26 protein-coding genes are annotated in these 24567 nt (G+C 38.7%); 18 read left to right on the forward strand and 8 right to left on the reverse strand.

What is annotated here, in order from left to right; translation table 11 throughout:
- Positions 1-58 precede the first annotated feature (58 nt).
- The gene (locus ACFS5O_RS08440; protein WP_066397224.1) at positions 59-382 is read left to right on the forward strand and encodes a YuiB family protein; all 324 of its coding nucleotides are present in this window, start codon (positions 59-61) and stop codon (positions 380-382) included.
- A gap of 144 nt (positions 383-526) precedes the next feature.
- Positions 527-1174 carry a 3D domain-containing protein gene (locus ACFS5O_RS08445; protein ID WP_379839624.1) on the forward strand — a complete coding sequence of 216 codons (648 nt, stop codon included), beginning with the start codon at positions 527-529 and terminating at the stop codon, positions 1172-1174.
- An 8-nt stretch (positions 1175-1182) separates the two neighbouring features.
- Here the strand turns inward: ACFS5O_RS08445 and ACFS5O_RS08450 are convergent, their stop codons facing one another.
- Positions 1183-2019: a cobalamin-binding protein gene (locus tag ACFS5O_RS08450; RefSeq protein WP_205727179.1), complete on the reverse strand. Its 837-nt coding sequence runs from the start codon at positions 2017-2019 to the stop codon at positions 1183-1185.
- A 13-nt stretch (positions 2020-2032) separates the two neighbouring features.
- Positions 2033-2515: a divergent PAP2 family protein gene (locus ACFS5O_RS08455; RefSeq protein ID WP_153237560.1), complete on the reverse strand. Its 483-nt coding sequence runs from the start codon at positions 2513-2515 to the stop codon at positions 2033-2035.
- 116 nt (positions 2516-2631) lie between these two features.
- On the opposite strand from ACFS5O_RS08455, the gene ACFS5O_RS08460 reads away from it, so the two are divergent.
- From ACFS5O_RS08460 to ACFS5O_RS08475, 4 genes are all read left to right on the forward strand, one after another.
- Positions 2632-3009, forward strand: a complete 378-nt coding sequence (locus tag ACFS5O_RS08460; RefSeq protein WP_205727178.1) for a DUF309 domain-containing protein — start codon at positions 2632-2634, stop codon at positions 3007-3009.
- A 78-nt stretch (positions 3010-3087) separates the two neighbouring features.
- Positions 3088-4575, forward strand: a complete 1488-nt coding sequence (locus ACFS5O_RS08465) for a leucyl aminopeptidase (RefSeq protein ID WP_205727177.1) — start codon at positions 3088-3090, stop codon at positions 4573-4575.
- Positions 4576-4727: 152 nt separating this feature from the next.
- Positions 4728-6047: a Na+/H+ antiporter family protein gene (locus ACFS5O_RS08470; RefSeq protein WP_205727176.1), complete on the forward strand. Its 1320-nt coding sequence runs from the start codon at positions 4728-4730 to the stop codon at positions 6045-6047.
- Between the two features lie 91 nt (positions 6048-6138).
- Positions 6139-6288, forward strand: coding sequence for a hypothetical protein (locus ACFS5O_RS08475; protein ID WP_205727175.1), 150 nt, complete (start codon positions 6139-6141; stop codon positions 6286-6288).
- 38 nt (positions 6289-6326) lie between these two features.
- On the opposite strand, the gene ACFS5O_RS08480 is transcribed toward ACFS5O_RS08475, so the two are convergent.
- Positions 6327-7496, reverse strand: a complete 1170-nt coding sequence (locus ACFS5O_RS08480) for a CapA family protein (protein WP_318300266.1) — start codon at positions 7494-7496, stop codon at positions 6327-6329.
- Between the two features lie 103 nt (positions 7497-7599).
- On the opposite strand from ACFS5O_RS08480, the gene kynU reads away from it, so the two are divergent.
- The 4 genes from kynU (at position 7600) to ACFS5O_RS08500 (ending at position 11087) form a co-directional block, all read left to right on the forward strand.
- Positions 7600-8871: a kynureninase gene (gene kynU, locus ACFS5O_RS08485; protein ID WP_205727174.1), complete on the forward strand. Its 1272-nt coding sequence runs from the start codon at positions 7600-7602 to the stop codon at positions 8869-8871.
- Positions 8872-8883: 12 nt separating this feature from the next.
- Positions 8884-9510, forward strand: a complete 627-nt coding sequence (gene kynB / locus ACFS5O_RS08490) for an arylformamidase (RefSeq protein WP_205727173.1) — start codon at positions 8884-8886, stop codon at positions 9508-9510.
- Positions 9511-9650: 140 nt separating this feature from the next.
- A complete protein-coding gene (locus ACFS5O_RS08495; RefSeq protein ID WP_205727172.1) occupies positions 9651-9950 on the forward strand; it encodes a hypothetical protein in 300 nt (99 codons plus the stop codon).
- Between the two features lie 6 nt (positions 9951-9956).
- Positions 9957-11087, forward strand: a complete 1131-nt coding sequence (locus ACFS5O_RS08500; RefSeq protein ID WP_205727171.1) for a conserved virulence factor C family protein — start codon at positions 9957-9959, stop codon at positions 11085-11087.
- A gap of 76 nt (positions 11088-11163) precedes the next feature.
- Here the strand turns inward: ACFS5O_RS08500 and ACFS5O_RS08505 are convergent, their stop codons facing one another.
- Positions 11164-12048 carry an alpha/beta fold hydrolase gene (locus ACFS5O_RS08505; protein ID WP_205727170.1) on the reverse strand — a complete coding sequence of 295 codons (885 nt, stop codon included), beginning with the start codon at positions 12046-12048 and terminating at the stop codon, positions 11164-11166.
- A gap of 555 nt (positions 12049-12603) precedes the next feature.
- Here ACFS5O_RS08505 and ACFS5O_RS08510 point away from each other — a divergent pair.
- The 4 genes from ACFS5O_RS08510 to yugI all read left to right on the forward strand — a co-directional run bounded on the left by ACFS5O_RS08510 (position 12604) and on the right by yugI (position 17270).
- Positions 12604-12759, forward strand: coding sequence for a sporulation protein YjcZ (locus ACFS5O_RS08510; RefSeq protein ID WP_205727169.1), 156 nt, complete (start codon positions 12604-12606; stop codon positions 12757-12759).
- 479 nt (positions 12760-13238) lie between these two features.
- Positions 13239-14621: a class II fumarate hydratase gene (locus ACFS5O_RS08515; protein WP_318300265.1), complete on the forward strand. Its 1383-nt coding sequence runs from the start codon at positions 13239-13241 to the stop codon at positions 14619-14621.
- 232 nt (positions 14622-14853) lie between these two features.
- A complete protein-coding gene (gene asnB, locus ACFS5O_RS08520) occupies positions 14854-16770 on the forward strand; it encodes an asparagine synthase (glutamine-hydrolyzing) (RefSeq protein WP_205727168.1) in 1917 nt (638 codons plus the stop codon).
- Positions 16771-16850: 80 nt separating this feature from the next.
- A complete protein-coding gene (gene yugI, locus ACFS5O_RS08525) occupies positions 16851-17270 on the forward strand; it encodes a S1 domain-containing post-transcriptional regulator GSP13 (RefSeq protein WP_066397183.1) in 420 nt (139 codons plus the stop codon).
- 40 nt (positions 17271-17310) lie between these two features.
- Here yugI and ACFS5O_RS08530 read toward each other — a convergent pair whose 3' ends face one another.
- Entirely contained in the window at positions 17311-17547 is a 237-nt protein-coding gene (locus tag ACFS5O_RS08530; RefSeq protein WP_205727167.1) for a DUF378 domain-containing protein, read from the reverse strand.
- A 196-nt stretch (positions 17548-17743) separates the two neighbouring features.
- Between ACFS5O_RS08530 and ACFS5O_RS08535 the strand changes: the two genes are divergently transcribed.
- The 3 genes from ACFS5O_RS08535 to ACFS5O_RS08545 all read left to right on the forward strand — a co-directional run bounded on the left by ACFS5O_RS08535 (position 17744) and on the right by ACFS5O_RS08545 (position 21183).
- Complete coding sequence (locus ACFS5O_RS08535) at positions 17744-18907, forward strand: iron-containing alcohol dehydrogenase (RefSeq protein ID WP_205727166.1); 1164 nt, start codon at positions 17744-17746, stop codon at positions 18905-18907.
- A 401-nt stretch (positions 18908-19308) separates the two neighbouring features.
- Positions 19309-20658, forward strand: a complete 1350-nt coding sequence (locus ACFS5O_RS08540) for a glucose-6-phosphate isomerase (protein WP_205727165.1) — start codon at positions 19309-19311, stop codon at positions 20656-20658.
- Positions 20659-20778: 120 nt separating this feature from the next.
- Positions 20779-21183 carry a YugN-like family protein gene (locus ACFS5O_RS08545; RefSeq protein ID WP_205727164.1) on the forward strand — a complete coding sequence of 135 codons (405 nt, stop codon included), beginning with the start codon at positions 20779-20781 and terminating at the stop codon, positions 21181-21183.
- Positions 21184-21216: 33 nt separating this feature from the next.
- Here the strand turns inward: ACFS5O_RS08545 and ACFS5O_RS08550 are convergent, their stop codons facing one another.
- The 3 genes from ACFS5O_RS08550 to ACFS5O_RS08560 form a co-directional block, all read right to left on the reverse strand.
- The gene (locus ACFS5O_RS08550; RefSeq protein WP_205727163.1) at positions 21217-21984 is read right to left on the reverse strand and encodes a potassium channel family protein; all 768 of its coding nucleotides are present in this window, start codon (positions 21982-21984) and stop codon (positions 21217-21219) included.
- A 105-nt stretch (positions 21985-22089) separates the two neighbouring features.
- Entirely contained in the window at positions 22090-23685 is a 1596-nt protein-coding gene (locus tag ACFS5O_RS08555) for an anti-sigma factor domain-containing protein (RefSeq protein ID WP_205727162.1), read from the reverse strand.
- Complete coding sequence (locus tag ACFS5O_RS08560; protein ID WP_205727161.1) at positions 23686-24117, reverse strand: hypothetical protein; 432 nt, start codon at positions 24115-24117, stop codon at positions 23686-23688. It lies immediately after the preceding gene.
- A 171-nt stretch (positions 24118-24288) separates the two neighbouring features.
- On the opposite strand from ACFS5O_RS08560, the gene ACFS5O_RS08565 reads away from it, so the two are divergent.
- On the forward strand, positions 24289-24549 hold the full coding sequence (locus ACFS5O_RS08565) for a hypothetical protein (RefSeq protein ID WP_318300264.1): 261 nt from the start codon (positions 24289-24291) through the stop codon (positions 24547-24549).
- Positions 24550-24567 lie beyond the last annotated feature (18 nt).

Raw genomic sequence — 24567 nt, forward strand, 5'->3', positions numbered from 1 at the left:
TTGACGTAAATGCCCCCGTTTAGTAAACTAACGTCAGATATATGGGGGTGTCTACATCATGGATTTGCTATTGCCGCAATTCATTATTTCAATGTTGCTTTTTATGGTTCTATTCTTTGGAATCGGTTTCTTGTTTAACATGCTTTTACGTGCTACTTGGTTTATGGTTATTCTATATCCAATAGTCGTCATAATGATCGTAGATGACATTCGTTTTTTCGAGTATTTTACTAAGCCAGGTACGAGCTTTCAGCTACTTGGAAGTGATCTTTTGAATTTGTCAGTATCGGATATTACGATACTTGCTTGTGGATTGATCGGTGCGATTCTTTCTGGAATTGCTATCAAGATGCTTCGAGTACGCGGATATCAAATGTTTTAAAAGCCCCTAATTTAGGGGCTTTTTTTATTTGCGCTTTTTTCCTTTTATTCCAAACAGGTATACATATTAATGAGCCAGGGAAGGAATAGATAGGAGAGGAGTGGACAATTTTTGCTGATTTTAAGAAAATTTGTAAAGAGAACCATGATTGCTATCTTTTTTGTTTGTGCATTATTTACAACATTTCGTTCCATTTCTGGTGTAGAGGCGGATGATCTGGTAACTTGGCTAGATGAAAAACAATCAGACAACAAGATCGTTGAGGCTACGCTTAGTGTTTTAACACAATCCCTGAAGACATTACCTACGATCTATAGACCTAATATGATGCTTTCATCTGCTGAAGTGAAACAGCGATCCATTGAAGAAGAAATGGACTTTACTCAATATCCTTCTGTAAATGTGACTGCAACAGGATATACGGCTGGCCATGAGAGTACGGGTAAGACTAAAAGTCATCCTGCGTACGGTATCACTAAGTCAGGTTTAAAGGTGAGACGAGACCTCTATTCAACCATTGCAGCAGATCCTGCAGTCTTTCCGATCGGCACCGTTTTATGGATTCCAGGATACGGATATGGAGTAGTTGCGGATACCGGATCAGCTATTAAAGGGAAGAGATTAGATCTATTTTATAATACGGTAGATGAAGTGTATCAAAAGTGGGGTAAGAAAAATATTGCTGTGTATATCGTTGAGCGTGGAGATGGAAAGATAACAGAAAGTGAACTGAATAATCTTAATGAAGAAAAGTCCATGCAAGTGTTTAGGCAACAATACTTATATAAGTGATAAAAGCTTCAGGTTCTAGTGACCTGAAGCTTTTCTATGTAGCTCTCTTCTTCCTCTGGTAAGAAAGCAGGAAAGTGATTCGGATGGACAAGTGCAGCTAGGCGTTTCATGCCGATGATTAACCGTGGTGAAGGACGACAAAAGAGAGATTCTTCAAGTTTGAAAAGCTCAGTTCGAAGATTGGTCTCTAAATGGTCCCAGCCCTCTCGCTTCTGTATATGGGAGATCTTCATCTTTTCTGTTTTGACACCAACCCAAACCATACCGATGATATCTGGTTTACGGCTTACAACATCTTCCCAAGTTGTTTGTACACTTGCCAGTTCAACGTCTTGAAAGACGTTTTCTCCACCTGCTAGATTAGCGATCTCTGTTAGCCAGTTCACCTTACCAGGTGTGAAAACAGGTTTTGGCCACCATTCAAAATACACTTTTTTTCTTTTTTTTATGGAGTTACTTATTTTCTCGTATTGGGTAATCTCATTCTTCATCCACTCTATTACTTTTGTAGCTTCTGCTAATGTATCTGTTCTTTTACCCAGATCGAAGAGATCATTCTGGATATCAGAAAGGCTTTGTGGATTGTATATAACATGTGGAATACTGCGTCGTTCTAACTCTGCTATATTCTTCTCCATCCCTGGGACACTCAAACTAGCTAATACTAATTCGGGAGCAAGAGACTGAAGTTTATCCATGTCAATCGATAGATCTGGACCTAAACGTGGAAGGTTTTCGATGCTTTTTGGCCAATCCGAAAAATCATCGACTCCGACCAACTTCGAAGTTAAACCCAAATAATGCAACAGTTCTGTGTTACTTGGACAAATTGAAATGATTCTCAAAGAGAAGAACCTCCTATGATATGAACAACCAAGATAAGAGTAATGTTTGGAGAATTCCAAGAAGTCCGCCGAAGAATACTTCACTCGGACGATGTCCGAGAAGTTCTTTCAATTCTTTCCTTTGTTCTTCCACCTTTTTTTCTTGAAATTTTTCTGATTCCCTCACGTGGTTTCTGAATTCTTCTACTAAGTCATTCAATACAGCTGCTTGTTCTCCTGCATGCCAACGTATACCTTTTGCATCGTACATGACAATAATCGCAAACATGGCAGCTATTGCGAAGAGAGTGGATCCCGTTCCGTGCAGAGCTCCAACGGCTGTTGCTAATGATGTAACAGCAGCTGAATGTGAACTAGGCATTCCTCCGGTACTAATAAATAACTCCCATCGTATTTTTTTAGTATGATAAAAATGTATAGGGATTTTTAAGAATTGTGCAGAAAATACACCAAGTAAAGCTGCTAATAATGGAAAGTTCATTAGAATATCTGGCATGAGGATTATCCTTTCAATAGGGTGGTTTATAGTATGGCTGTTTTAGATAGTTGTTACCCGATTTAGGGCTACTTCAATCTTTGCATAACATGGTTTGATTGAGGGAGGAAACAAGAATGGAGTATTTTCCCGAGGAGTATTATGAATTTTTTATTGTTTTTAACGATGGTGATTATTACACAGGTCACGATTTATTAGAAGAAATATGGCTCACAGACCGCAGTAACCTGTTTATCAAGGGATTGCTACAGATGACGGTCGCTCTCTATCATTATGAATATGGAAATCTTAAGGGAGCCAGACAAATGATGAGGGTAGCTAAAGAGTATCTAACTCCGTATAAACCATTCTATTGGCAGTTGAATGTGGAGAGAGTATTAGTGTTTATTGATCAATGTCTTGAAACTATTCCGAATGATATAGATAGAGTGAATTTTGAAGAGGTAGTTCAACTACCTGTTCTTTCAAAACTTTATTTAAATTTAGAAGAATAAAGCATCGTGAATTCGAAATATTCTAAAAGAAAGAGTATAATGAGATGCGGAGCTCAAACAATAAGGGGGAACTTTAACATGTTTACGATTAAACAACTTTGGAACACTAACGAACAAGAAGAAGTCCTACTGGTCGGTTTATTTCAAGAACCAAAGCTAACTGGTGTAATGGCAGATATGGATCATGGATTAAACGGAACACTGACTGATCTAATAAAAGAAGGGGATCTTTCCAATCGCCTAAAAAGTATCAAAAAGCTTCATACACTTGGTCAGCTCGGTACGAAACGAATTTATTTTGCAGGTTTAGGAAAACGTGAAGATTTTACGTATGATAAAGCTAGAAGTACGTTTGGAAGAGCCGTACAAGAAATAACTAAAGAAAAGAGAACACAATTTTCGATATTGCTGGATACGTTTCATACGAATCAGCTTTCAATCGAAAAGCTTGCTCATGCTTTTAGTGAAGCAGCTGGTACTGCCGTTTATAAATTTGAAGACTATAAAAAGAAAACGAATGAACCACAAAAACGCTTAGAATCTGTAACGGTTTATACGGAAAACAGTGGAGCAGAAGCTGGGTTGACAAGCGGGTTTGCTTATGCGAAAGGCATTAACTTTGCCCGAGATCTTGTAAACACACCTGCCAATCTTCTAACACCTACAGATCTTGCTGCTGAAGCAATAGATGTGGCACTTGAATATGGCATGGAATATGAGATCCTTGAAAAAGAAGATATGGAGAAGCTTGGAATGGGAGCGATACTGGCGGTTAGTAAAGGATCAGATCAGCTTCCTAAATTGATTACGGTAAAGTATCAAGGCGGTAAAAAGGAAGACTCATATGTTGCTCTAGTAGGTAAAGGTTTAACATTTGATGCGGGCGGCTATTCCATTAAACCCGCTCTCAACATGCATGAGATGAAAAGCGATATGGGTGGAAGTGCAGCGGTATTAGGAGCGATGGAGGCGATCGGCCGACTAAAGCCTGAGATTAATATCATGTTTGTGATTCCTTCTTCAGAGAACTTGATCAACGGAGAAGCTATGAAGCCAGGCGATGTGATCACTTCACTGAGTGGAAAGACCATTGAGGTTCGAAATACGGATGCAGAAGGTCGTCTCATACTTGCCGATGCGATTACGTATGCAAAGGAACAAGGAGCAAAGTATATTGTTGACGTTGCGACTTTGACGGGTGGAGTAGTCGTTGCACTAGGAGATTGTACAACTGGTGCTCTAACGAACAACGAAGAGTTCTATGAACATATAAAGCAATCTGCAGCTGATGAGGCGGAATTGTTGTGGCTCCTTCCGAGTTTTCAGCCGTTTAAAGATATGTTGAAAACAAGTGATGTTGCTGATCTTAACAACTCAACTGGTAGACTTGGTCATGCCATTACAGGTGGATTGTTTGTAGGTGAGTTTGCTGAAAATACGCCATGGGTCCATTTAGATATAGCAGGTACCGCCTATTCTGGAAAATCCACAGAGTTAGGTCCTAAAGGAGCAACTGGTGTTATGGTTCGAACACTCGTTAACTTTGTAAGAAACTTTAAAGCATAATCGGAAGGATAAATAACTGGTTCTCTCTGTTGAGAACCAGTTTTTGTTTTGTGTTTGACAAAACACTATTATCCATGTTAATTTGTTAAAGGTTTAACATATTAGCGATTTAGCGAAATAAAGCAATAAAGTTATTTAAGGAGGAAATCAAAATGAATGCTGTAGTATTAGCGGTAGCTGTTATGCTAGTACTTAGCCTTTTACGTATACATGTTGTTGTAGCCTTGTTAATCGGAGCCTTAGTTGGTGGATTTGTAGCAGGAATGGGTTTGACAGAAACCATAACAGTATTTACTGAAGGGTTAGGTTCGAATGCAGTCATAGCATTAAGTTATGCATTATTAGGAAGTTTTGCTGTAGCGTTATCTCGGACAGGACTTCCAAAACTGATGGTTGAAAAAGCCATCGTATTGGTCGGGAAAGAAGGAGAATCGAAAAAGAAGTCGTTATCAAAAGTACTTCTCTTATTTATCATTCTTATGATTTCTTCATTCTCACAAAATTTAATTCCAGTTCATATTGCGATCATTCCAATTTTTATTCCACCTTTGCTGCACGTTTTAAATGAACTGCAACTTGATCGCAGGTTAGTTGCGACTGTCATTACGTTTGGATTGATCACACCTTACATGTGGTTTCCGGTAGGATTCGGAGGAATCTTTCATGAGATTCTTCAAACAAACATGAAAGACAGTGGACTAACCGTAAAGATGGATCAGATCCCTACTGCGATGACGATTCCATCTCTCGGAATGATTGTAGGTCTATTGATCGCTGTTTTTATAACGTATCGTAAGCCACGTCAATATGAAGATAGAACGACTGGGATGACCAAAACCGATGATGTATCTTATACAACTCGTTCGATTTTTGTAGCAGTTCTCGCCATTGTTGCAACCTTATTCGTACAATTAAAAACGGATTCAATGATCTTTGGAGCATTATCAGGTATCATCGTTCTGTATTTTAGCGGACAGCTAAAGTTAAATGCTTCAGATGCAATATTGACTGAAGGTATGAAAATGATGTCTTACATTGGATTTGTTATGATTTCTGCCGCAGGCTTTGCAGCTGTTATGCGTGAGACAGGAGAAGTTGAAACATTAGTTAAAGATAGTGCTGCATTTATCGGAAACTCAACTGCTCTCGGTGTTCTACTGATGTTAATTATCGGATTGCTCGTAACGATGGGAATCGGCTCTTCGTTCTCAACCATTCCGATCATAACAACTATTTTTGTGCCACTAGCTGGAGAATTAGGATTAAGTGTTATGGCGACGATCGCCTTAATCGGTACAGCTGCTGCTTTAGGTGATGCAGGATCCCCAGCGTCTGACAGTACATTAGGTCCTACATCTGGTCTTAATGTAGATAATCAGCACAATCATATCTGGGATACGTGTGTGCCAACATTTTTGCATTACAATATTCCATTGATCGCTTTTGGATTTATTGCAGCGATGGTATTATAACGATTCCATTTTGTAGAGACAGATTCTAAGATCTGTCTCTTTTATTATTTTTACGAAAAATACACATGCTAAAAACAAGGAGGGAATAACCATGACAAAACGTAAACACTCTTGGGATGCTGCAAAGAAAAATAACTCAACCCCATCAGAAAGCATGACGAACGTAGAATTCTCTGATGAAAAATTCAGTGATGAACTACCAAAAAGAGATACACAAAGCCCAAGATCAAAAGGAAAATAAAAGAAGCTGACTCCTATGAATATCGGAGTCAGCATTTTTTATTCAAAGAAAGTAAGTTCGGGAACCCATTGTCTCATGTGTGTTTTTATTTCTTCATAAGACTTCTTCATGGCAGGTAAGTCTTTCATAGGATGTATCACAAAAGGTTGATCTACGTAAGTTGGAAGAAATTTCGGTTCAGATAATTCAATGGTTTTTTCCGTTCCTTTTTGACGTTTCGTGACCTTCAGTTGAACGATTCCACCAATGTCCTTGTATTCACGCCTTTGACCAGATAAGAAATTCCCGAGAGAATAAGCGACGAAGGTTTTCGATCCATCACTTGCCGTTTCCCATTTTACGGGTTGCAGAACGTGTGGATGGTGACCGATAATGATGTCACCGCCAGCTTCGGTGACTATTTTCACGATATTCTTTTGAAAATCATTTGGCATTCTTTCATACTCATTACCGAAATGTAAAGATACTACATTTACATCTGATAACTTTCTAGCCTCTTTAATGTCTCGCTTGATTCGTTCCACTTCGATCAGATTGACAAGATGATTCTTTCCTGTAGGTACTGGGATTCCGTTTGTTCCATATGTATAGCTCAAAAAGGACACGGTGATGTCATTCCTTTTGATTAATCGGATGTTTTGCCGATCTTTGTCCGTTAGATAAGCTCCCGTATACATCACATCTATTTGATTCCAATAATTTAAAGCGCTTATGATCGCCTTTTCTCCTCGATCAAGTGTATGGTTGTTAGCTAGCGTTACGAGATCGACTCCATTTGCTTTTAACGCATCTCCGACTTCATGTGGTGAATTAAAAGATGGATAAGATGATAGACCAAGTTGGGTACCACCGATCATTGTTTCTTGGTTAGCTATCGTAATATCTGGGGCTGTTAGATAGGATTTTACTGAGTTAAAGTTACGATTAAAATCATATCCTTTTGCGGTTTTCGCTTTATTATAAACCGTATCATGAATTAAGATGTCACCAACCGCCGCAAGTGTAAGATCCGATATTTTTTCTTCTGGTTCAGGAGTGATTGGCTCTGTTTTTATTTCTTTTGGCACTGCTGTATTTTCTTGTTTTGGTGTCTTTTTTTCTTCTACCGTCTGTAAATCTGCGTTATTATACATATATATAAATACGATTGTCGAAAAGAATACGACTACAATTCCTGTGAACCACCAAAGACGTTTCAGTGGTAACACCCCCTTTGTGTCTATCATAATGGAAGAAGTGGGGATATGTATATGTCAAATTACTCTGTGTTGAAAACGGTTCCAATACTTGCATTCGGGAGGAAAGTACAAAATGAGACAAATCACAGTGGAAATAGTAGAACAAATGGACCAAAATGATGAACTAGCTTCTTTTAAAAAAGAGTTCTATACAAAGGATGAATCGATCTATCTCGATGGAAATTCACTAGGACTTCTATCTAAACGTGCAGAACAGTCTTTGCTTGATGTATTAAATGACTGGAAAGAGCATGGAATAGACGGATGGATGGGTGGTAAGTATCCATGGTTTACTCTTAGTGAAAAACTAGCAGAAAAGTTATCTGTACTCGTTGGAGCAAAAGAGAAAGAAGTCATTGTTACAGGTTCAACTACGGTAAATCTTCATCAAATGGTGGCTACGTTTTTTGAACCGAAGAACGGAAGAACGAAGATTCTAGCAGATGAACTCACTTTCCCGTCTGATATTTATGGCTTACAAAGTCAGTTGAAATTAAAGGGATTAAATCCTGACACCGACTTAATTCAAGTAGGAAGCCAGAATGGACTAACGCTTGATGAACAAGACATTATTGATAAGATGACAGAGGATGTAGCTCTTATTTTACTTCCTTCTGTTCTCTATAGAAGTGGACAATTATTAGATATAGAACGCTTGACGCGTGAAGCTCATAAAAGAAATATACCGATTGGATTCGATCTTTGTCATTCGATCGGCGCTATTCCTCATGAACTGAGTAAATGGGGAGTTGATTTTGCTTTTTGGTGCAATTACAAATATGTAAACGCTGGACCAGGCGGAGTAGGCGGTTTATATGTGAATGAGAAGCATTTTACGAAAACGCCTGGGCTTTCTGGCTGGTTTGGCAGCAAAAAAGAAACGCAGTTTGATATGGATCATCACTTTGATGCGGAAAATTCTGCGGGTGGTTACCAAATTGGAACGCCACATATGTTGAGCACAGCACCATTGATCGGATCGTTATCCATTTTTGAAGAAGCCAAGATCGACCGAATTCGAACAAAGTCTTTAAAGTTAACGTCGTTGCTCATGGATCTGTTGAATCAAGAGATCGAAAATGAGTTTACGATTGTAAACCCACTAGATGATACAAGAAGAGGTGGACACGTGGCTCTCATGCACAATGACGCTGCGAGAATTTGCAAAGCGTTAAAAGAAAACGGCATCGTTCCAGATTTTAGAGCGCCTAACATTATTCGTTTAGCTCCTGTTGCATTGTATAATTCTTATCGCGATGTATTTGAGGCAGTCAAAATCTTAAGTAAGATCACGAAGAATCGTGAATATGAGAAATATGAAAATAAAAGAGAAGTGATCGCGTAAGGAGTGGTTGACTTGAAATTATATGACATATCGATGCCGCTTTATAAGGGTGTACCAGGCTGGCCAGGGGATACGCCCTATCATTTCGATCTGGCTTGGACGAAAGAAGACTCTGGATCTGTAAACGTTGGGAAATTAGAGATGAGTACGCATACTGGTACTCATATTGATGCACCTTACCACTTTACAGATAGCGGCGAAAGAGTCGGAGGTTTAGACCTTGAATTATATGTAGGCCGAGCAATGGTTATTGACGTGACAAATAGAAAAGAGATAACAATTGAGAGCTTGAAAGAAAAACTCCAAGACGGTACGAAACGAGTTCTGTTTAAGACAAGATGCTGGAAAGATCGTTCCGTGTTTCCGGATGAAATCGTCCCTTTATCACCAGAAGCTGTCCCATTTCTTAGCGAATGTGGAGTCGGATTGGTCGGTGTTGATATGCCATCGGTCGATCCTTTAGATAGCAAAGAACTAGGGGCGCATCATGCTCTTTATGAGCACAACATTCATATATTAGAAGGTCTTTTGTTAGATGAAGTTCCTGAAGGGGAATATGAACTCGTCGCTCTACCACTCGCCCTTGAAGAAGCAGACGGAAGTCCTGTAAGAGCCATACTTAGAGAACTAACCAAATAAAGAGTATAGAAGAGCAAACACGCAATTTGTGTTTGCTCTTTTTGAGTCTAAAATCTATCTTTATTGTGTAAACTACATGTTTTGAGATTTTATCTTTTGTTCCTTATAATAGATAAGAGATATTGAGTTGGAGGACGGCTATGTACAAATATGGATTCACCAATTATTTTGAAGGAAGCTTACGTTTTACAGGACATGATGTCGTTCAGGTTGGACCTTGGACAAATGTATATATTTCTTTTGAGGTAGAAAATATTGAGATACTTCCTGAAGGGCTCCATGAGCCGAGTGCTTTAGCTGTCTATGATGGAAACGGTGAGCTCCAAGAAATTATTGCTCACGACGAGGGTGTAGATTGTGAATATAAGTTTACAGATAAAGAAAAAGATCAGATTAAGAATTATCTGTTACAAATAAATTCAAAACTTGAAAAGGAGTGAGTGAAGATGAAAATTACTGGAATTGAACCAACTCCAAGCCCGAATTCAATGAAGATCAATCTGTCTGAAACACTGCCAGGAACTGAGCGTTATAACTATACGAAAGATGGAGCAGAAGGTGCTCCCGCATTCATTCAGGACATACTTAAAGTGGATGGAGTTAAAAGCATCTATCACGTTGCAGACTTTATAGCGTTAGAGCGAAATTCTCGTGCCAAATGGGAAGATGTATTGTCAGGCGTTCGATCTGTTTTCGGTCAAGAAGAAGAATTGAATCATACTGATGAACAAGCTCAACAAGAAGAAGAGATTAAGGAAATCATGGTTCTTGTTCAAATGTTTAGAGGTCTTCCCATGCAGATCAAACTTAAAACCGAGCAAGAAGAAAAAAGAGTGGGCCTAGCTGAACGATTTGCTAAAGCTGCATTAGAGGCTCAAGATTCTTCCGATAACCTTGTTATGGAAAGACAATGGGAAGAACAAGGAATTCGTTATGGTACGTTTGAACAAGTTGGCATTGAAGTTGCTGAAGAACTATCAGCTGTTTACCCGCAAGAACGTTTAGATCAATTAGTAAAACAAGCGTATAGCGCAGAATCTGAACAAGAGGTTGAAGTCGAAGCACTATCCACCTCTGAAGTAGCGAAACAGCTACGTGACGCCGATTGGCAGACACGTTATGCTGCATTAGAACGAATTAATCCAACCCTTGATGATGTTATGGTACTAAAGCAAGCATTAAAAGATGAAAAGCCTTCAATCAGACGTTTGGCTGTTGTTTACTTAGGAATGATTGAAGATGAAGCGGTGTTACCTCTTCTATACTTGGCTTTGCAAGATAAGAATGTATCGGTAAGACGTACAGCTGGTGATGCATTATCTGATTTAGGTAATGCAAAAGCAATACCCGTTATGTGTGATGCTTTATCAGACAAAAACAAACTTGTGAGATGGAGAGCGGCTCGCTTTTTATTTGAGGTGGGTGACGAGACAGCCCTTCCTGCATTAAAAGCTGCTCAAGAGGATCCGGAGTTTGAAGTATCTCTTCAAGTGAAAATTGCGATCGAACGTATCCAAAGCGGAGAAGAAGCGGCGGGTACAGTGTGGCAACAGATGACAAAGAGTCGTGAGAAGTAAAAAAGGAGGCCAAAACCTATTAGGATATAGGTTTTAGCCTTTTTTTTATGAAATAAAAGATACAACTTACTCAATATTAAGAAGTTTCTTGTTGAAACGCAGTATCTTGAGTTACGCCTTGTTCTATAAAACGTTTGATCTCACTGCATATTTCTTGGGGTTTTTCTTCCATAAGAAGATGACCACATTTTTCATAGATGATCAGTTCTGAATTTGGAAGATCATGTTTTAAACGAAAACCGGTTTTTACAGGCATCACTTTATCTTCTTTACCCCAAAGCATTAAAACAGGTTGTTGAATTTGATTCAAATCCTGAGAGCACATATCACCTTCTCGATGGCGTAATAATCGAATCAAAGAATCCGTAAACGCTACTTCGCTAATGGGCTTCTTATAACTTTCAATCATTTCTTCTGTAACTAACTTTGAGTCATGTAAAACAGAAAGTAAATTTTCTTTTACATCTTTTCTTTGTATCCAATTGCGCATCCCCCAAGTGAACAAGGGTAGGTAAGAGCATGCGATTAAAGAGCGGCTAGCTCTTTTTACGTATGAACAACAGCCAAGAAGAATTAATTTTTCAATTCTTTTTGGAGATTTCTTTGCAGCTTGCATAGAGATTTGGCCACCCATAGAATGGCCGATCAGTATCGCGTTTTTTATGTTTAATTTGTCTAAGAAGTCGATGATCAGTTGACCATAATTTGATAACTTGTAGATGAAACTCGTTGATTTTTCGCTTTGTCCAAACCCTGGGAGATCAAGGGAAACAACTTTATAGGATTTTGTTAAGTAAGGAAGCAACTTTCTAAAACTTACTGTAGATGATAAAAATCCATGCACCAGAACTACCACTTTTGCATCGGGATCTTCATGATCGAAGTATTCATAATAAATCTGAACATTATTAACATTAATTCGATATCCTGGAGAATAAATATGCTTTTCATCAAGAGCCATGAATGTCTTACCTCCGTCCGCAGAATTCTATGAGTAGTTTCACCAAACGTCCCCGAAGATACAAGGAGAAATTATTTCCTCTTTTTTAGACGTGGTTCTAAAAAAATGGGCTTGCAGATTTTTTGTATTCTTCTATGCAAGTTGATTGTAGCGTAGGGTTGCCGACTCCTATGGGACGAGCGGTCAGCCCGAAATGTGGAATTGGCTCGTTCAGCCCCGACAAGCAAAAGTTGAATGGACTAGGAAGGCGCACTTTGCCTTCTTGGCCATTCAACTTTTGACCTCGAGGGGCTAGCCACTGCAACTAGACAGGTGGAGACTCCTAAATGGCGCAAAGCGGCAGGAGGCTCACCGTTCGCCCCATGGAAAGCGCGCAACCTGGAGCGGAAATCAACAACTTTCTAGACGCAACAATTTATGCGAAAAAGCCTTTTATCACTTAAAAAAGTAATGGACTGCTAAAATTTGTGCGTTTGCCTCTATTCCTCTTTACCCACTTCGTACATATTTTAATAAGGAGTAAGAACGCATAAAGAAATAAGAGGAGGTAGCAGGATGGCATTTCCATATTATCCTTACTATTACCCGTATGCTTACGGAGGTTACGGTTATGGCGGCTATGGTTACGGTTGGGTCTGGGCTGTAGTAATTATAGTGTTTATTCTCATCTTGATATTTGGTGGCTGGTGGTGGTGGAACACTAGAGATTAACAGATTAAGGCTTGGAGGTAGGGTCTTCAGGCCTTTTTTTGCTTAAGTATGGATGAACGGTTATGCGGGGATAATGAAAGAAAAAATGGAGAGATGTTATGCATAGTCGACAAACAGTCCGCTATATTTGCGAAGAATACGTGAGCGGCAACTGTTATTATTACAAAAGTGAAATCATTACACATGATAATTGGAAAAATCTTGACTCCCTTTCCTGGTCAAGGCCCCGTCCAATATCTGAGAAGACCTTTCTCAAGCAGAAGAAAGCAGGATATCAAACTGAACATAAGTTCATAAAAAAAGAGCCTGCTGTGGTGGTTTCACTGCACAAAGCAAAAACCGTCTAAATGGACGGTTTTTTTGTTAGGTTGTTTTTGTATTCATTGTTGCTTTAAAAAGTCGTAAGCATTTGTTTGGAAAAGGGTTACATTTTTTAAAGAAGGGGATACAAGAAATATGGAAAAAAGGAGGTAGAGACTTTGGATAACTTTCGAATGGCCAAAGATACATTGGGAGAAGTTAAAGTCCCTAAAGATGCTTATTACGGAGCTCAAACTCAACGTGCGGTTGAAAATTTTCCGATTAGCGGTATTCGGTTACCGTTCGCTTTTATTAAAGCACAAGCCATTATTAAAAGAAGTGCAGCCTTCGCGAATAAAGAATGTAAGGCTTTAAGTGATAGAAAAGCAAATGCCATAATGTCTGCAGCTGATGAAATTATAAACGGCGAAATGAGAGATCAATTTGTTGTAGATGCCTACCAAGCAGGTGCTGGAACTTCTCAAAATATGAACATGAATGAGGTTCTTGCTTCACGTGCTTCTGAGTTATTAGGCGGAGAGAAAGGAGATTATTCACTCGTTCATCCAAACGACGATGTAAATATGTCACAATCGACCAACGATACGATTCCAACTGCCATTCAGATTTCTGTTGCATCCGAACTCCATGCAACGCTTTATCCTGCACTTCGTCGCTTGATTCAAGTTCTAAAGAAAAAGGAGACACAATTCCATGAGATTGTAAAGGCAGGAAGAACACACTTGCAGGATGCTGTTCCTATCCGTTTAGGAAGTGAGTTCAAAGGTTATAGAGGCACGTTAGAATCGGTAGAGCGTACGTTGAAACACTCCGAAACCTTTTTATATGAATTAGGATTGGGAGGAAATGCAGTAGGAACGGGGATCAATGCTCACCCCGATTATGCAGAACTCGCGATAAATCAGATCGCTCAAAAGACAGACCTACCGTTTACACAGAGTGAGAATACATATGCATTCATGCAAAATACGAATGCAGCTATACGTGTAAGCGGCCACTTAAAAGAACTAGCTATACATCTGATAAAGATATCAAGCGACCTTAGATTGTTAAGCAGTGGTCCCCGAACGGGATTTGCCGAAATCATGCTTCCCGCTGTTCAGCCAGGATCATCAATCATGCCAGGTAAGATCAACCCAGTTATTTTAGAAAACTTGTACATGATCTGTTCACAAGTGATAGGTAATGACACGTGTGTATCGACAGCTGCGATCGGAAGCCAGCTAGAGATTAACGCAATGATGCCTGTGATCGGCTTTAATGTCCTTCAATCAATAACGATCTTAAGTAATGGTATCACAATTTTTACAGAAAAATGCTTAAAAGACATAACAGCTAATGAAGAGAATATACAAAAGTGGCTCGAGCAGAGTCTCTCACTTGTTACAGCCTTGAACCCTCACATCGGATATGAAAAAGCAGCAGCTGTAGCAAAAGAAAGTTTCGAGACAGGAAAGACGTTAAAGGAAGTACTGGAGTCTAAAAAAATCTTATCAAGAGAAGAAATAGACCGAATCTTAGATCCCAATTCAATGATTTAAAAATAGTTTTGTAACTTTTAAATCGCTTTTCTCGACAAATATAGTACAGATTCCTTGTTTTTCATTTTTTTAACAAAAAAAAGTAGTGAAGAATGGATTTTACGGAGTTATAATAGAGAAGTTCATTCACATATAAAGGGATTTAATTAATATTCTGGAAAACCAATTAGTTAACTTGGTTTAATAAATGGAAAGTGGACACTTGAGCTGTTTTTTGAGGAGGAACTTGAAAATGTGCGGTTTTATTGGATATATGTTAAACACGCCTGAAACGGTAGAACAAAAAGAAACGGAACAATTAATCAATATGACAAATATCATTACTCATCGAGGTCCAGATGATAGTGGTCATTTTGTAGACCAATATGTTCGTTTCGGTTTCCGCCGTTTGAGCATCATTGATATTGAAAGTGGGAAACAACCCCTTTCATACGAAGATGACCGTTATTGGATAATCTTCAACGGTGAAATATATAATTATGTTGAAATAAGAAAAGAACTAGAAGAAAAAGGCTATCGATTTAAAACACACTCAGATACTGAAGTTATTCTTGCTCTTTTTAGCGATAGAAGAGAGAAGGCTTTTACAGAACTTCGAGGGATGTTTGGATTTTTAATATGGGATAAGGAAAAGAAAGAGCTTTATGGAGCACGAGACCGTTTTGGGATCAAACCTTTCTTTTATCTTGAAGATGAAGAAGGGTTATACTGTGCGTCTGAAAAGAAAAGTATTACTGTGGTTAAGGAAAAACAGGAAGTAGATGCTGAAGCTCTTCATCACTATCTGACGTATCAATTCGTGCCAGAGCCAATGACTTTGACAAAAGGAATTAAAAAGCTTGAACCGGGGCATTATTTTGTAAAAAAAGCAGGCAGACCTCTTTCTATTCAATCCTATTGGAAGCCTAGTTTTAAACCTAGCAACATGACGCTTGAAGAAGCAAAAAAAGAAATTCGTTCTGTTATGCGGGATTCAGTAAAAGTTCATATGCGTTCTGACGTTCCGGTAGGAGCATTCTTGTCTGGCGGAATAGATTCGAGTGCCATCGTCGCTTTAGCAAGTGAGCTACATCCATCGCTAAAAACGTTTACGGTCGGATTTGAAAGAGAAGGATTCAGTGAAATAGATGTAGCTGTACAAACTGCGGCAGCATTAAATGTTGAGAATATCCACTATCTTGTTAAACCTGAAGAATTTATTAAAGAACTTCCTAAGATCATTTGGCATATGGATGATCCTGTTGCCGATCCAGCAGCTGTTCCCTTGTATTTTGTGGCGCGTGAAGCTGCCAAACACGTGACGGTTGTTCTATCAGGTGAAGGTGCGGATGAGTTGTTTGGAGGGTACAACATCTACCATGAGCCTCATTCATTAAGACATCTTTCTTCATTGCCAATAGGTGTTGCAAAAGGTCTAGCCGCTATTGCTAGCATCTTGCCTGAAGGTGTTAAAGGTAAAAGTTTCATGCAGCGTGGAAGCATGACCATTGAAGAACGATATATTGGTAATGCGAAAATGTTCTCAGAGAATGAAAAAAGTAAGCTCCTGAAAGAATATCGTCCTGCATATAACTATAAAAATGTAACAAAACCTTTGTACGATCAAGCGAGTGCATTTCACGATGTTCATAAGATGCAATATATTGACCTCCACACTTGGATGAGAGGCGATATCCTTGTTAAAGCTGATAAGATGACGATGGCTCATTCGCTAGAGCTGAGAGTCCCTTTCCTGGATAAAGAAGTATTTGATGTTGCTTCCAGATTGCACCCTAATCTAACCGTAACGAATGGAACAACAAAATACGCATTAAGAGAAGCGATGAACGGAATCGTTCCCGATTCTGTGCTGCATCGTCGTAAATTAGGATTCCCTGTTCCAATTCGACATTGGTTAAAGAATGAGATGTACGATTGGGCTAAACAACTCATCCAAACGAGCCATACAGATCAATACTTGAATAAAGAAGTCGTACTGGACCTGTTAGAAGGACATCGCAGTGGCAGAGGCGATTATAGCAGAAAAATATGGACGGTGCTCATGTTCATGTTGTGGCATCAAATAAATATTGAGAAAACATACAACTTTGGTAAAGACCTTTCAGCAAAGCATGATCAAGTTCTTGAAATGACGGTCTCAAGTCAATAAAACACTCTCTTTATTAGTTTTGCTTGTACGATTTAGTTATGTTATACTTAACAGGTTAAAAAATAGTTAGGAGTGTTTTCATGAATTTTGAAGTAGGTAGCATTGTTGAAGGTAAAGTTACAGGCATTAAGCCTTTTGGTGCGTTCGTTGCATTAAATGATAATGTACAAGGTCTTGTACACATCTCTGAAGTTTCACATGGTTTCGTTAAAGATATTAACGATGCATTGAGTGTTGGTGACGTTGTGTCAGTAAAGGTTCTTTCTGTTGACGAAGACAGCAAGAAAATTTCACTGTCCATCCGACAAACACAGGAAGCTCCAGCTCCTGCACCTAAAAAAGAACGCCGTCCTGGTGGATTCAACAACAATAACAAAAAGAGCAACACAAACAATCAAGACGCTAACAAAGGTTTCAACACTCTTGAAGCAAAACTTAAAGATTGGTTGAAAGAGTCTACAGATCGTCAGGCTCAACTAAACAAGCGCCTTAAAAAGTAATAAAAAAAACCTCTCAATTGAGAGGTTTTTTTATATGAAATTATACACGATTATGTTCTGCATGGCCTTCACGACTAAGTTCCTCAGAAGGTTTAAACAATAACGTTAAACAATATAGACCTGAAAGACCTACTAGACCATAAACGATTCGGGCAAGAGCAGCGTCTTGACCTCCAAAAATAGCGGCCACTAGATCGAACTGAAAGAATCCAATCAGACCCCAATTAATAGCTCCGATTATAACCAAAGCAAGTGCGAAGCGCTGTAATCCACTCATGTCATTTCCTCCTTTTTGTATGAATAGAATAGCTTCTTTAGGATGTCAATTATTGTACATATTTATGCATTCCCTAATTCTGTAGCATGAAACAAAGGAATAAAACACATGCTAGTATTCGATAAGCTAATTACTTTACATTACAATTCATGTGCCACATAATACGGGTTAAACCATGTAAGAAGGAGAGATTTTGATGAACGAATATATATATTACAATCCAACTCGATTAGTTTTTGGTAAAAACCAAATTCAAACGCTAAAAGATGAACTAGGGAAATTCGGAAAGAAAGTCCTCGTTGTATATGGCGGAGGAAGCATCAAAAGAAACGGTTTGTTTGATGAAGTCATGAACGAGCTGAAGAAGATGGATGCTGAGGTTAGTGAGCTTTCAGGTGTAGAACCAAATCCGAGAGTATCTACTGTCCGTAAAGGGGTAGAGATTTGTAAAGAAAAAGGCATCGATGTTCTATTAGCTGTTGGTGGTGGAAGTGTTATTGACTGTACAAAGGCTATTGCAGCTGGAGCAAAGTATGATGGAGATGTATGGGACATCATTACGCTAAAAGCTCAAGTAGAAGATGCACTTCCTTTTGGAACAGTTCTTACACTAGCTGCAACAGGATCTGAAATGAATTCAGGTTCTGTTATCACGAACTGGGAAACGCAAGAGAAATATGGTTGGGGAAGTCCGCTTGTATTCCCTAAATTTTCGATTTTAGATCCAACTTATACGTTCTCAGTACCTAAAGACCAAACGATCTATGGAATAGTAGATATGATGTCGCATGTATTTGAACAATATTTCCATAACGCGACAAATACACCTCTACAAGACCGCTTTGCAGAATCCATTCTATTAACAGTAATGGAAACGGCACCTAAGCTTTTAGATGATCTTGAGAATTATGAGTTGCGTGAAACAATCCTATATAACGGTACGATGGCATTAAACGGGACACTTCAAATGGGTGTTCGAGGTGACTGGGGAAGTCATAACATTGAACATGCTGTTTCAGCTGTTTATGATATTCCGCATGCTGGCGGCTTAGCTATTCTTTTCCCTAACTGGATGAGACATAACGTGGATACGAATGTGGCTCGCTTTAAGCAACTTGCCGTTCGCGTGTTTAACGTTGAAACAGAAGGAAAATCAGATAAAGAAGTAGCTCTTGAAGGTATTGATCGTCTATCTGCTTTCTGGACGTCACTTGGGGCGCCAAATGCTCTTAAAGACTATGACATTGATGATTCAAAACTTGACCTTATTGCAGAAAAAGCGATGGCCAGAGGAGAATTTGGGAACTTTAAGAAACAGAATAAAGAAGATGTACTTAACATTTTAAGAATGTCTTTATAAAAGTTTCATGAAATTGGTTGATTTCCGTTGCGGGATACTCGCTTTCCGAGGGCCGTCAGGTGACCAGCTAGTACTATGCACGGTTAGCTGTCTCACCTGTCACGCTGATCCTCCAGGAGTGTCGCACTCTCCAATACAATCAACTTTATCTTTAGGATTATAAAATAAGTGTTTGGAACAAATTATAGTGACACCTTTTACTTGTACTATCTGTAACAATGTGAAAGGTGAGAGAAACAAGTGAGCCATATAAAACGAGGGGAATGATCCTTCTTTTTATATGGTTGCTTTTTGAATATTTCGTCTTTTGTTAAGAAAACGATTACATTTGTCTGGTTTCTTGATTTGGTCGTTGTACTTGTATAAAGTGAAAGAATAATGATGTTCTAGGAGGTTTACATATGACAAAAAAGCTAAGTTTTGATTATAGCAAGGCACTTTCTTTTATTGGTCAGCATGAAGTAGATTATCTAACAGGTGCTGTGAAAACGGCTCATGAAGCGATTCATGAAAAAACAGGAGCGGGGAATGACTTCCTTGGCTGGGTGGATCTGCCTGAAAACTACGACCGTGAAGAGTTTAGCCGAATCGTAAAAAGTGCGGAAAAAATCAAAAGTGATTCTGATGTATTGATCGTGGTTGGAATTGGTGGTTCTTACCTAGGAGCACGTGCAGCGATCGAAATGTTAAACCATTCTTTCTATAACCTTTTAGCAAAAGAAGACCGCAAGACGCCTCAAGTATTCTTTGCTGGACAGAACATCTCTTCAACTTATGTTAAAGAACTTTTTGATGTATTAAAAGATAAAGATGTTTCTGTAAATGTGATCTCTAAATCTGGCACTACTACTGAGCCTGCAATCGCGTTCCGTATCTTTAGAAAGTTCTTAGAAGAAAAATACGGAAAAGACGAGGCTCGTAAACGTATTTATGCAACGACTGACAAAGCTCAAGGGGCATTAAAAACTTTAGCGAACGAAGAGGGTTATGAATCCTTTATCATTCCTGATGACGTTGGTGGACGTTATTCGGTGTTAACGGCTGTTGGCCTTTTACCGATCGCAGTAAGTGGAGTAAACATTGAAGAGATGATGAACGGTGCGAAGGAAGCTGCCGCTGACTTCAACAATTCAAACCTTGCTGAGAACCAAGCGTACCAATATGCTGCAGTTCGTAATGCTCTTTATAATAAAGGCAAAACCATTGAGTTAATGGTAAACTACGAGCCAGGTCTTCACTATGTATCTGAATGGTGGAAACAACTTTACGGTGAAAGTGAAGGGAAAGACTACAAAGGAATCTATCCTGCATCCGTCGACTTCACTACAGATCTTCACTCTATGGGACAGTATGTACAAGAAGGACGTCGTGATCTATTTGAAACTGTGTTATATGTTGATCATGCTCGAGAAGAGATCACGATTGAAGAAGATGGTCAGAACTTGGATAAACTAAATTTCTTAGCAGGGCAAACGATGGACTTTGTTAACAAGAAGGCATTCCAAGGTACGATGCTTGCTCATACAGATGGTGGCGTTCCTAACTTAGTCGTAAGTATTCCTGAAATGACGCCTTATCATTTTGGCTATCTCGTGTATTTCTTTGAAAAAGCATGTGCGGTAAGTGGATACTTGTTAGGTGTAAATCCATTTGATCAACCAGGAGTAGAAGCTTACAAGAAGAACATGTTTGCTTTATTAGGTAAACCAGGATTTGAAAAAGAAAAAGAAGAATTAGAAAAACGTCTTTAATCCTATAAAAGCCTAACTCGGCCGCTGAGTTGGGCTTTTTTATATTTTTCTTATAGAAGACGCAAATAATCTCGCTTATTTTGGAAACGATAAGAAAAAGTTCATAAAGGGGTGACGATTTTGAAACCGATAAAAAGCAGCCTCGAAAACGAGTGTTGTCCACTGAATGAAGCGGAAGAAGTATTGAAAGGAATGGGCTTTTCATATGGAGGAAACTGGGATTATGATCACGGATACTTTGATTATAAACTGGACGATGAAGTTGGATACACGTTTTTAAGAATTCCTTTTCAAGCGATTGATGGTCAATTAGATAAGAAAGATACGACGATTCAATTTGGTGAACCCTTTTTGTTGGCTCACAAATACCAAGTAGGGCTTGATGATAACGCTGAAACAGGGAACATCTCAGGAAGTTTTAATCAGTTCTCAGAACCACAAGATCCTGATGCAACAGTGGATCAAAAGTGGATTAGCATCGCAAAAGAATTAGTAAAAAAGACAGAAACCGCTTTATTAAATTAAAAAACAGATAGACTAAAAAGCTATCTGTTTTTCCTATAGGAGCTCTTTCTCAAGGTTAGAAACCATTGCATGCGAAGCCAAGTTCGATGTGTGGATAATATAATCTGCACCAGCTCGTTTGGCGTTTGTCGTTTGCTCTGTTGTTAACACTTCTGCATGGATAGATACGGTTGGATTCAGTCCTCTAGCTGTTAGGATAGAAAGGATCGTATTCGTATCCGCTTCATTTTCCTTTAAGTTGGCGTCAGCTGTAATGAGGATGGTGTGTGCCTGTTGGATATGCGCCATCAACCATGTGTGATCTTCACTAGGTTTTGCATGAATAAAATGAATGCCTTCAACATATAAAGGGTTTACTTTTAAAGATTCATCGATCAGAACAATATGGTTCGATTTGAGTTTATCTTTAAGAGCTTGAATAGTATGTCTAGCTCTTTCGTTCCAACCCACAATGATAAAGTGATCTTTGTTTTTATACATACTTTTCCCCTCAAAAAATCGATTTTCACTTTTAACAACAGAACTTGCCAAGTGAACAGTCAAAAAGGCAAAAAAAGATGCCCCGATGAATACAAGGAAAATAGCTAATAACCTGACGCGAGTTGTTTCTGGTGTAAAGTCTCCATATCCAACCGTTCCCGCTGTAATAACTGCCCAATAAAACCCTTCAAATATTGTTGGAAATGTTTTTGTTTCCAAGAGGTGAGCTAATACAGCACTTGAGAATAGGATGCTAAAAAGAATGATGGCAAGTCGAATCAACATCGGCATTCTTAGATAAGCATAATAAATAGACCGCATACAAACACTCTCCTCCTATTCTCACTATTGCCATAAAAGTTAAGTATCTATACGAAGTGAAAACAAAAACCCCAGGACTATTTTTTAAGTCCTGGGGTTTGATCATTATGAAGCTTGTTCTAAAATAGGTTTTTCAGTGACTGATTCTGTTACCTCTTCATTTTCTGTGTCTTGTTGTAGCTCTTTATTAGGTTCAGCTTGTTTCATTTCTTGTGAAATGGCTGAAGTTGATATAGGGCATGAATGTTTTTGAGAATTTTGTTGTTGATAAGAAGCTAAGGCTTTTTGTTTCAACTCAGCATCCGAAACATTTGTTGTAACCTTAATGCGTACTTCAATCTTGATCCCATCCATGATAATCTCAATATAAATCCAATGCTCTTTTGGTTCTGGCTTCGTGTCCTCTTTAGGCGTTTCTACTTTGGGAATCTCTTCTTTAGGAGTTTCCACTTTAGGTTCTTCTTCCTTAGGAATCTCTTCCTTTGGAGCTTCTTTAGGAATGTTTTCTTTCGGTACTTCTGGCTTAGGCTTTTCCTCTTTAGGTAATTCCTGTTTTGGTCTGTCCTCTGCAGGCTTTTCCTGCTTAGGTTTCTCTTCCTTTGGTGTAGTCACAACAGGCGTACTCTTCGTAGGTGCCTTGTGCGTGTTCTTGTCCTGCTCAACTACAGAAGGGGCAGGAGGATTTACATGCTTCTCTTGTTCAACTTTTACGGGTTTATCTGGTTGCATTTCTTCCTTTTTTGGTGATGCAGGAATCTCAGCGTGAGTGACAGGCAACTCAAGGGTTTTCTTTTTTTGTGGTTCTTGTACTTTTTCTTGAACAGGTATAATTTCTTTTTCTATTTTTACCTCGTTTCTCGAATCTTTTACATCCAAGATAGGAAGAGGTGGTTCATATACTAGTTCCTCTTTTTTGTTTTCAGTTACATCAACTGTTTCGATCTCCTCTTTAAGTAGCTCTTTAATCGGTCCCACTTTTTCGGAAATTTCTTTAATTGTAAGATTTGAAATCTCATTCTTTGTGATCTTCTTACCAGACTTCTTAGCAGCTTTATAAATTGCATAATGACCAGGTGACATTTTCATCTTTTTAGATTGTTCTCGTTCTTCACTACTCATGACAATTGTAGTCATTTCAATGGATTTCTTTTTAGCTTTTTCAGTCATGACTTTATTCACTTGTTGTTTGATTTCTTTTTCCTTGTCAGAAGGTACTTCCTCTGAGAGGGTTGTAGTAATTAATACTTCTTCTTTTGACTTTAAATAGCCTAGTTCTTCACACGTCTCAAAAATAAGATCAGTTACCATTTCAATTTCTTCATTCTTCCAATCTTCCAACCGATCAAGAACCATATGTCCTTGCTGATTGTAAGCATAGATATCAAGCACTTTCATTTCCTCATCAATCTTTAATTCTAGACTGGGGTCCATGTTTATACCGACATATGCATATGCACCAGGTCCAGAAACCGGTGCGAGAACTTGGAAGAACAGGAGAAAAATCGTTAATGCTACAGCCGTTCCGGTTTTCCAATTAAAGATAGAGAAAGCAGTTTTTTTGTTCTCTTGTCTTACAGGGAGACGGATTTCTTGGCCGACTGTATAGGCGGCATTGGTATTTTTTATTTTTTTAAATTCTCCGCCCTCAGCAAGAACGATGACATGACGTTTGTTAACTTCTACAATAATCGCTTTGTTCATTTAGTGTTTTCCTCCTGTGCCAGGAACATATTGCAGCAACACTTGATAATTTTCTATAAAAATAAGGGTAAGAGCGGTTATGTATTCTCGCTGTTTTTTCATGGTGTGCTTTTGATGCTGTGTACTTTCATGATGAAGAAGGGGCAACCGTTTCCACGTTAGAAAATAATTACGCATCTCAGGATCTTTCGAGATTTCTTCAGCAACTCTTATGGCTTGTTGTCTGTTTTCAACATCCTTAGGAGTGCTGGAGACTAAGTGACTAAACTCTATTCCAAATTCTTTTAGCCGCATTTTAAAATGCGATATTTCTTTTGCAGGATCTGGTTCATCTGTAGCATTCGTGCATAGACTCAACGATGAATGTGATGACGGTGTTTCAAATGCAGGCTGCAATAATTTATTTTTTTTCGTAAACCAACGGCGGATCAATTGTGCCCCCTCCTTCCGATGAATATGTAAAATAATATATTTCAAGATAATAATAACCAAATTATTATAGTATACTTTCCTATGAAAAAATAGGGAAGAAAGTCACAAGAGTAATTGTTTATGAAGTTTGATAGCACGAATAGATGGAAAAGCTGAGAATGGGTGATGAAGTTGAAATATAATAAGGAAGATCGAGAAAAATATAGTGAAGCGATAGATCGCATGCAAGAGGGTTTAGACAGCATGATCGATCTATACAATGAAGCAGAAGATGATGAAGAGTTCATTCAATATGATGAAGAAGTAATAGCGGCAATCAAGCAAGCTAAAGAAAGCTTTGGAGATGAATTTATAAACCAAAAGATAAACACGATCGTTAAAGAAGTGCTTTCGCTAATGCAAGGGGGTCAGACCCCCGACAAAGACAAATAGCGCTTCTTTGTCCATCTA

Source organism: Fictibacillus nanhaiensis, from assembly GCF_042686385.1.
In the GTDB taxonomy this organism is placed as follows: domain Bacteria; phylum Bacillota; class Bacilli; order Bacillales; family Fictibacillaceae; genus Fictibacillus; species Fictibacillus nanhaiensis.